The organism is Holophaga foetida DSM 6591 (genome assembly GCF_000242615.2).
Classification (GTDB): domain Bacteria; phylum Acidobacteriota; class Holophagae; order Holophagales; family Holophagaceae; genus Holophaga; species Holophaga foetida.
Genome location: NZ_AGSB02000039.1, coordinates 1 through 6,745, shown reverse-complemented (window position 1 = coordinate 6,745; position 6,745 = coordinate 1). Strand labels below are relative to the sequence as shown.

The 6,745-nt window shown below is 55.4% G+C and carries 8 protein-coding genes; 4 read left to right on the top strand and 4 right to left on the bottom strand.

Features of this window, described 5'->3' with window-relative positions; translation table 11 throughout:
• Positions 1–550, top strand: a 550-nt coding sequence (locus HOLFODRAFT_RS25005; RefSeq protein ID WP_211237914.1) for a hypothetical protein, incomplete at its 5' end; no start/stop codon positions are given.
• Positions 551–2,484: 1,934 nt separating this feature from the next.
• Here the strand turns inward: HOLFODRAFT_RS25005 and HOLFODRAFT_RS0200040 are convergent.
• The 4 genes from HOLFODRAFT_RS0200040 to HOLFODRAFT_RS0200020 form a co-directional block, all read right to left on the bottom strand.
• Positions 2,485–2,775, bottom strand: a complete 291-nt coding sequence (locus tag HOLFODRAFT_RS0200040; protein ID WP_005031266.1) for a hypothetical protein — start codon at positions 2,773–2,775, stop codon at positions 2,485–2,487.
• Positions 2,772–3,038, bottom strand: a complete 267-nt coding sequence (locus HOLFODRAFT_RS18505; RefSeq protein WP_005031265.1) for a hypothetical protein — start codon at positions 3,036–3,038, stop codon at positions 2,772–2,774. The genes HOLFODRAFT_RS0200040 and HOLFODRAFT_RS18505 overlap by 4 nt, the downstream gene beginning before the upstream one ends.
• A gap of 503 nt (positions 3,039–3,541) precedes the next feature.
• On the bottom strand, positions 3,542–3,694 hold the full coding sequence (locus tag HOLFODRAFT_RS24715; protein WP_158412886.1) for a hypothetical protein: 153 nt from the start codon (positions 3,692–3,694) through the stop codon (positions 3,542–3,544).
• A gap of 150 nt (positions 3,695–3,844) precedes the next feature.
• Positions 3,845–4,411, bottom strand: a complete 567-nt coding sequence (locus HOLFODRAFT_RS0200020; RefSeq protein ID WP_005031261.1) for a recombinase family protein — start codon at positions 4,409–4,411, stop codon at positions 3,845–3,847.
• Positions 4,412–4,762: 351 nt separating this feature from the next.
• Between HOLFODRAFT_RS0200020 and HOLFODRAFT_RS0200015 the strand changes: the two genes are divergently transcribed.
• The 3 genes from HOLFODRAFT_RS0200015 to HOLFODRAFT_RS25620 all read left to right on the top strand — a co-directional run.
• On the top strand, positions 4,763–5,224 hold the full coding sequence (locus HOLFODRAFT_RS0200015) for a hypothetical protein (protein WP_005031260.1): 462 nt from the start codon (positions 4,763–4,765) through the stop codon (positions 5,222–5,224).
• A 138-nt stretch (positions 5,225–5,362) separates the two neighbouring features.
• On the top strand, positions 5,363–5,890 hold the full coding sequence (locus tag HOLFODRAFT_RS0200010; RefSeq protein WP_005031259.1) for a MerR family transcriptional regulator: 528 nt from the start codon (positions 5,363–5,365) through the stop codon (positions 5,888–5,890).
• Positions 5,891–5,979: 89 nt separating this feature from the next.
• Positions 5,980–6,745 (top strand): protein rep (locus HOLFODRAFT_RS25620; protein WP_341871907.1); only part of this gene is annotated, 766 nt, incomplete at its 3' end.

The following is a 6,745-nucleotide window of genomic DNA, read 5'->3' as shown; positions in this document are numbered from 1 at the left end:
CGCTGACCTTGAACCGCTTGCCCTCCGATATATCACAGGCTGGACATTGAAAGCCCATGACCAGGATGAAGTCTGCGGCGAGGTTCACAAACCAGCGAAGCAGCGCGGTGAATACTCATGCTTCTTTGACCGTAGCAGAGCCGACCTAGCCCAATTGGTCCCAGCCCTTCACGGTCGAAATATGTTCATGCACTCAGGCTTAATCAGTAAGGCTTTGCAAGATTTACGCACTGCAATAGACCGCCTGGACACCACCATAAACAGCTTGCCCTCGGTCAAAGCAGAACCTACAACCTATCAGGAGCCTGAGCCCGAGGACTACACCCCCATGATCCCGCCTAAGGTTCACCCAAATGCTGACCAGGTGCTAGCCAGAGCCAAGGCGCTGGGATTCATCGCCGGTTATCTCTCCGACCCGGAGGTGCTGGACTACCTCACCTGGTGCCGGAGCAGCCGCGTGCTTCTGGCTCCTGGCGCGTATCGGACCAAGCCCGGCAGGTATCCCGGTCTCCCTGCAATGCCCGGATCTCTGCCAACTCCTCCGGGGTAGCGTCCAAGTCATCCCAGGAGGGGGCACAATCGCTCCAGGATGCCCCCAGACCCGCTTGAGCCCTCCGAGGATGCCCATCCCTACCCTGTGAAACCGAGGCGGCGCATGGGGGCAATCCTGAGGGTTTCTGGGGATTCTTGGAGCCATCGTGCAAGGCCGCGCAGCGGCCTGCATAGCCTCCCAGGATGCTTGCCCGGAGCCTGGGACTCTTCACCGCAGCCACGACCAGACCACCAGGTCGATAAGGCTTCACAGGCATGGTCTGAACCGCTCGCACAACGCGCTGAACCATCTCGACTGTCTCAGGGGTCAACCTCCCAAGGGCTTTCACAGCCTTCACCGCTCCAGCCCGATCAGCACCTCCGGCACAGATCGCTGCGACCACCTCGGAGAACACCCCCGGATGCCCTTCCCCAGCCCTCAGGGGCACATCCGCCCCGGTAGGGGCAGAGGGCACAGCCTCAGGTTGGGATGGGTTATCCCTCCTGGAAGGTTTCTCTACTCCTCTAAAGGACTCTGCAAAAATTGCAGATTCAGGAGCCGCGAAAACCTTGGTTTCCTTGGGCTTTGTCCGGTAGTCGAACACCAGGACGCCCCGCGTTGGAGAATGACCCCAGCCCAAAGCCTTGATGTGCTTCCAGGCGGTCCATCCTGTGCGAGCCGATACCCCCGCCCATGACGCCACCTGTTCGACGGTCGCCGTGATGCAGCCAGGTGAGACTGACCTGGCGCGAACCATCCCGGCGTGCAGCTGCATGGCGAAGTCTACCCAAGCCTTCTTCTTCAGATGCTTGCGGAAGTAGGCTTCGGAACTCATGCGGATAAAGGGGTCAAGGTGTTGAGCGTGCATGGCGTCTCTCAAAAGGTTGGAAACGCTCTTGACTACCACTCCACCCAGGGCAAAACTTGAAGCACCGGTTGGAGAACCGTCCGCGAGGTTTCCTAGATTGTCTTTGCGGATTGGGGTGCTTGAACACCACCTCACCGGATTTCCTGACCGGGGGTTGCAGCCTCCGGTTTTGGGTATCTACGAATCAGCCTACACCCACGCCCACGGGAATCAAGGTTCAATCGTCGAGGCAAAATCTCGGGCGTAAGGGTGGTATGACTCTCCGACCCTTACGCCCTCTTCGTTACTGAAAGGCTATTGCTTTCGTTTGTCGTCAGGCGGAGCGTTGTTAACCACCACTACCTGATGTGTACCTCCCTTCACGAGGAACACACACGTTACGACAATGACGATTGCCGCCCCAGGATGTTCAAGAATCAAATTCAGAATCTGATCCCATTTCCCAATAGGTTCTTGCACGGTTTGCACTACCGCATATACAATTGAGCTGACCAATGTTGTACCTTTCGAAGAGGATGGTCGATGTAGTCTTTTCGCAAAAGACAGTGATTAAGTAAGCTTTTTTGACGCCAGATGTTCCCGCATCTGGCGTTTTCTTTTGTTGTGCTTCGAGGTGGACTTCTCATTTTTGGGGCTCCAATAAGGTGGTCCAATCGTGGACATCTCATTGTCCCACAAGGGTAAAATTTTGTCAAATCAACATCTTGACAAACATAAGTATTCGTGTTAGGCTGAGCTAACCTCAACCCGGCGGTATCACGCCAGCGTGATACCGCCGGGTTGAGGTTAGCTCAGCCAAGCGTCATCACTTACGTTCGTAAGCTACGACACATGGTTCTTGGAATTTGATCTCTACCAGGTCAAACGGATTGGTCTGGGCAAATCGGCGGTGTGCCTAGATGGTGTGTAGCCCCACAACTGACTTTCAGCTCAGGGGTATGCCGTCTAATCCGCAGAATGATCCACAACAACCACGCATCGGCTGCGGATCGCCGCTGTAGCGGGTTCTTTCAGCGTACGATCTGGGTAATTGTTCGACGTATAGCCGTTCGGCCCCGCAGGGGCCGAACGGTCCACCACCAGATCAGTGGTAAGCCTTATCGTGGTCGGGTTCGACCGTTAACAACACCAGGTTGTCTCCCTCGACCAACGCGATTACACGCGCGGCACGTGTCGCTCTGAGGGAATACAGGGGCTTTTTTGTGGTGGGGTCCATCTTCCCGTGGAGCTTCTCCAGGTGGATGCCCTGATGGTTGAGCAGCTCCGCAAAGGTCAGTTCCCCCACGATCCGCAGCATCTTCGATAACCCGTCCCGCACGGGACCGGACTGGATAAGTGCTTCCCGAACGAAGTCTGGCTTGAAGATGATCTTCATTTCTCAAGCCGACGAAGGAACTCCTGACCTTCAGGGCTATCCATGGCAATGCCTTCGCCGTTGTGGTGCTCCTGGAGAGCCGTTTCCACCCTCTCCTGGACATCGGAACGCCACGCCCAAAGTTGGTGCTCAGGGATGGCAACCATGGGGACCAGGCGGTAAGTCCCATCCTCCATAGGCTCCAGATTGACCGGCTGACCGGCTTTGAAGCTGGCGGGCAGGGTGACGCGACGACGTGCGTCTGGAACGAGCATTGTGTTCATGGAAGCCTCCATGTTTTCATTTTACCCCTTTTGGGTATTGGGGCAACCCTTACGGCATCACCCAGCCCGTGCCCTAGGCGGCGGTTTGCGTGGGCTGGACTTTGGGGGGAACAACTCCAAGCCGATCATTCTTAGGTGCTTCACCCCGCAACATCGGCAGACAATCACCAGCAGCGCCACCACCAGCAGGAGCAATGCAATGGAAATTATGGTGGAGGCGGACAGGGTGAATAGGGTGGACAGGTCGATCATTGGCGGCTCCTTTTGGGCACGCCACACGGTAGACCCGCCATTGGAAGGTCAATCATCGTCATCCCGGCTGAACCGGCACTTGGGCGGGACGGACTGTTATTCATGGGCTGCACCTCCAGCGAGACTTCCCCTTAAAGAAAGGGAAAGTTGCCGGATTGCTTGCTACCGCAGAAAGAAGTGTCCCGCCGCTAGGATGCCGGTCAACCCCTAACCTTTTACTTTTGGTAGGATTGGACCCTCACCCCCTTGGATCAAAGCACCAGGTCACGGATCTGGAGGTAGACCGCCCACAGGATCGTGGAGGATTCATTCCCACCCAGACACGCATGGAGTTCGTGGAACGTGTGGATGAGGTGGAGGGTTGCCTCCAGCAGGGCGTAAAGGGTGTTGGGATCGATGCTCATACTAAGTAATTCCGGGTTGGCGAAAATATTCACGCTCAAGCTCGGTATCACTGGCATCCGCCCCGAATGCCCTAAAGCACTGGGGGCGATGTTTGAGTCGTTATGGAGTTGTCAAAGATTCGATTAGGCCGCGAAGCGGCCTTGCACAACCTATCGAAGGTAGGAATACAGGGTTTCCCGGCTCACGTGGAACTCACGCGCAAGGGCGGCTTTAGGTTCGCCAGCCTCAGCGCGCCGTTTGACCTCAACCGCTTGAGCCTCATTCAATGACGGCTTTCTGCCTTTGTATTTTCCCTCAGCCTTGGCGACCGCGATGCCCTCACGCTGACGCTCCAGCATGATGGACCGCTCGAACTCCGCGAAGGCACCCATGACGGACAGCATGAGCTTGGACATGGGCGAATCCTCGCCGGTGAAGGTCATAGATTCCTTGATGAAGGTTAGCTTCACGCCTCGCCCTGTCAGATCCGAAACGATTGACCGCAGGTCGTCCAGGTTGCGCGCCAGGCGGTCCATGCTGTGAACAATGACTTCATCCCCAGTCCTGACGAACCGGAGCATTTCTGCCAGGGCGGGGCGATCCTTTGACTTTCCGCTGATCTTCTCTTCGAAGGTCTGATCAGGACTCATAGCCTTGACGCTCTCCAGCTGGCGCGCTGTGTTCTGATCGTCGGTCGAAACCCTGACGTATGCGATCCGCTGTCCTTTGGTTGCCATAGTAGCTCCATGTGTCAGATTGAATTCTAAGATCCTATTCGGATTGTGTCAAGTAATTCTGAAAACCATTTCAAGATGACACAATTTGGAGGCTTTCCATGTGTCCGGTTGAACCATACCCCAAGCCGACACCTGCCACACTACCCAAGTATAGGTCTATTACACCTATGCGGGAGGGGTTTTATTTGGCAAAAGCCCAACGATATCAATACTAAGGGGTGCTGTATTATTCGACTGAACTAATAATTCTGTAAGCACGCATCTATTGAAAGCCACATTGGCATGTTTGCATATAGACAGCAATCCATTGACCATCATCCATATAGACACGACACTATGGATGGAGGCGTTATGGCAAAGACCACAGATAAGCGGATCAACATATCCGTATCTATTAGCCAGGTAACCAAGATCCTTCTGGCAACGGAAGCCCTGAACCAGCTGAAGACCACCGGGAAGCAGCCCGCAGTATCCGCCTTGATCGAACAGGCTGTTCTAAAGGTCTATGGCGAGCCCAAGGGGTCCATCAAAGCCGTGGCAGCGGCACCCAAGCCGACCAAAGCCACAGCAGCACCAGGCGGACGCATCCCAAAGAACGCCTACACTGAGGAGGAGAAGCACAACCTTCTGGTGGAGTTGCAGGCTGTATTGACCCAGACCAAGACATCCACCGGCGACTTCCAGAGAGCCATTGGGATTACCAAAAGCGACTACGCCAACTGGAAGCGGGCACAGGATGGCAAGGGAGCAGTGTCATATCTGCACGTTGCGAAGGTCCGGGAATGGTTGGCATCCAACCCGGCTACGTTCTAACGCTTTGCCTAGGGTGTTTTCAAACGCTAGGCGATTGCCCTAATTAACCATTCGATTAATTACCTATACATTGCCTAGCGTAATTTCATCTTTGCCTAAAGGTGAGAGGGCACGTTTGCCCCGCACCTGGAGGCTCCATTGAAGAACTACCTAAACGACTTTGACCAGTGGTTAAGCTGGCTAAAGATCAACGACGACAAAGGTTTTTTCACCGTGACAGACACGGCGAAGATCCTTCGCTGCCATCCCCAACGCATAACGGAGATGCTGGACAACGGCGAGCTGTCCGGTTGGCGCTCTGCGGGCGAGCGTTGGAACGGCGTTCACCGAAACAGCGTTATGCGGCGTTGGGGCATTGACCCCACCCACGCCACAGAAGAGAAGATCCCCACGACCCAGCCCGTCACGATGTCCAATAACTGTGACTTCGCACAGCACTGCGCGTTCAAGGGCATCTATCACAGAGGACCGTTTACCCTCCGGCAAGCCTCCCATATCTTCAACCTGCCTGAGGAGCAGATCGAAGCCAACCTCACGGTTGGGGGCTTGAAGTCCCTGAACTGGGATGACTGCGAAGCCGCACACTATGCGGGCTCTGTCTATAAGCGGACAATCTCAAGGTCTCACAACAGTGTGACGGGCGAAGTAAGCCAACACATCCGCTAAAGAAAAACCGGGTGCTGAAGGAGCACCCGGTCGAGGCATCCGCACCAGTGGAAAACGACTAACGGACGCACTATTACTACCACCTAGCTATGCATCCATTTGCGTCCCTCACCCCAGAGGGAACAATGGCACCTACAACAACGCAAGCCCGCGAACTCAGCAACACCCACCTTGGACGTTTGACCCCAGCCCGTGAGATTCGGAATTGGGTCTATCAGCTACGCCAGCACAGACACGATCCTAGTTTATACATTAAGAAGAAGTTTCACACGATCCCGCCCATCGTGTCCGAATACCTGGCGAACCTCAGAGATATTGACCCATCCCTAGCAGATCAGATCATAGGCTGCATGATGGGGCACTACTTTAAACGGTCCCATTGTGGGCGCAGGCTCTGCCCTATGTGCGCGGTCCTGAACGCAGACAAAGCAGCCAACGAACTAGCCCAAGCCCTCATGCTCCTGACTGGCACAGGTAAAGTCTCTCCCAGCCAGGTCTTTTTTGTGACACTCACAGCCAGTAGCAACTATGCCCCTGACCTAACGGAACGAATGGATCAGATGAACCAGGTTCGAGCCGAATGGATCAAGACGGAGCAGCGCAGAGGGCGTGTGCTGGGCTCTTACTGGGGCTGGGACATTGCCGGAACAGAGCCCTACCACGCCCACATGCACGGCATCCTGATCCTCAGTCCTGAGAACGCCACACAGCCCAAAGTGTTTCAAGGCATCATGCACGACTACTGGCAAGCCGCATATGGGCTTGACCCCGTATCAGGCGACCCATGGGTAAACTGGCGAGCCAGCGACCGCCACTGGGAAAAGATGTTCCGTCCCGCTGACCTTGAACCGCTTG